Annotated in this window: 1 protein-coding gene; it reads right to left on the bottom strand. The window is 61.5% G+C overall.

Going from position 1 to position 1,243, the window contains the following annotated elements; translation table 11 throughout:
• The coding region (locus NW837_RS12955) for a polyribonucleotide nucleotidyltransferase (RefSeq protein ID WP_414332058.1) at positions 1-1,243 on the bottom strand (1,243 nt) is incomplete at both ends.

Here is a 1,243-nt window from a genome sequence, read left to right as displayed (position 1 = left end):
TGGGGATGATGCGGGTCACCTTGCCCAAATACACCTGCCCCTCTTCCACCCGCCGCACCAGATTTTCGATCATCGCCCGCGCCGCCTCCGCCTGGCCGCCCACCGAGGAAGACACGGTGATTGTGCCGTCGTCGCTGATGTCCACCTTGGCCCCTGTCGCTTCGGTGATGCCGCGCACGGTCTTGCCACCGGGGCCGATGATCTTGCCGATGTCCTCCGGATCCACCTTGAACGTGAGCAGACGGGGAGCCGTTTTGGCCAACTGGGGTCGAGGCGCAGCAATCGTCTCCAGCATCTTGTCGAGGATGAACTCGCGTCCGGCCTTGGCTTGCCGGATGGCCTGTTCCACCACGTCAACGGTGATGCCGGTGATTTTCATGTCCATTTGCAGAGCGGTGATCCCCGCCCGCGTACCGGCCACCTTGAAGTCCATGTCGCCCAGAAAGTCCTCGATCCCCTGGATGTCGGTGAGGATGCGCACCTCGTCCCCCTCCTTGATAAGACCCATGGCCACCCCGCTGACCGGCGCTTTGATCGGCACCCCAGCATCCATTAGGGAAAGAGTGGAGCCACAGACGGATCCCATCGAGGTGGAGCCGTTGGAGGAGAGCACTTCCGAGACCACCCTCACCACATAGGGAAACTCCTCTTCCTTGGGCAGCACCGGCACCAAGGCCCGCTCCGCCAGCGCCCCATGACCGATCTCCCGCCGTCCCGGGGAGCGTGAAGGCCGCGTTTCTCCCACTGAAAAGCCCGGAAAATTGTAGTGGTGCATGTAGCGCTTCTCATCCACCGGGTGCAAGTCGTCCAGCTCCTGGGCATCGCCGGGGGTGCCGAGGGTGGTAATGGAAAGGACTTGGGTGAGGCCGCGATTGAACAAGGCACTACCGTGAACCCTTGGGATCAAACCCACCCGGCAAGAGACCGGTCGCACCTCGTCCAGCTTGCGTCCATCCACCCGCACCCCCTCTTGCAGGATTTGCTGGCGCATCAGCTTCTTGAGCAGAGCCTTGAACTGGTTGTCCAACTCTTTGGGGTTTTCCAGAAGATAGAGCCGCAAGGGATCCCCCTCTGGCCGTTCCTGGATTTGGGCCTCCAGCTTGGCCTTGAGCTCCTCCAGTTGTTGTTCCCGGCTGGTCTTGTCCAAAAACTGCCTGAGAATGGAGCGAATGCCCTCCTGAGCCTGCTCTTCCACAAAAGCAATCAGCTCCTCGTTTTTGGGGGGAGGGGGCAGCTCTACCGG

The organism is Synechococcus sp. R6-10 (assembly GCF_047461815.1).
Taxonomy (GTDB): Bacteria; Cyanobacteriota; Cyanobacteriia; order Thermostichales; family Thermostichaceae; genus Thermostichus.
This window is presented reverse-complemented; position numbering and strand designations above follow the sequence as displayed.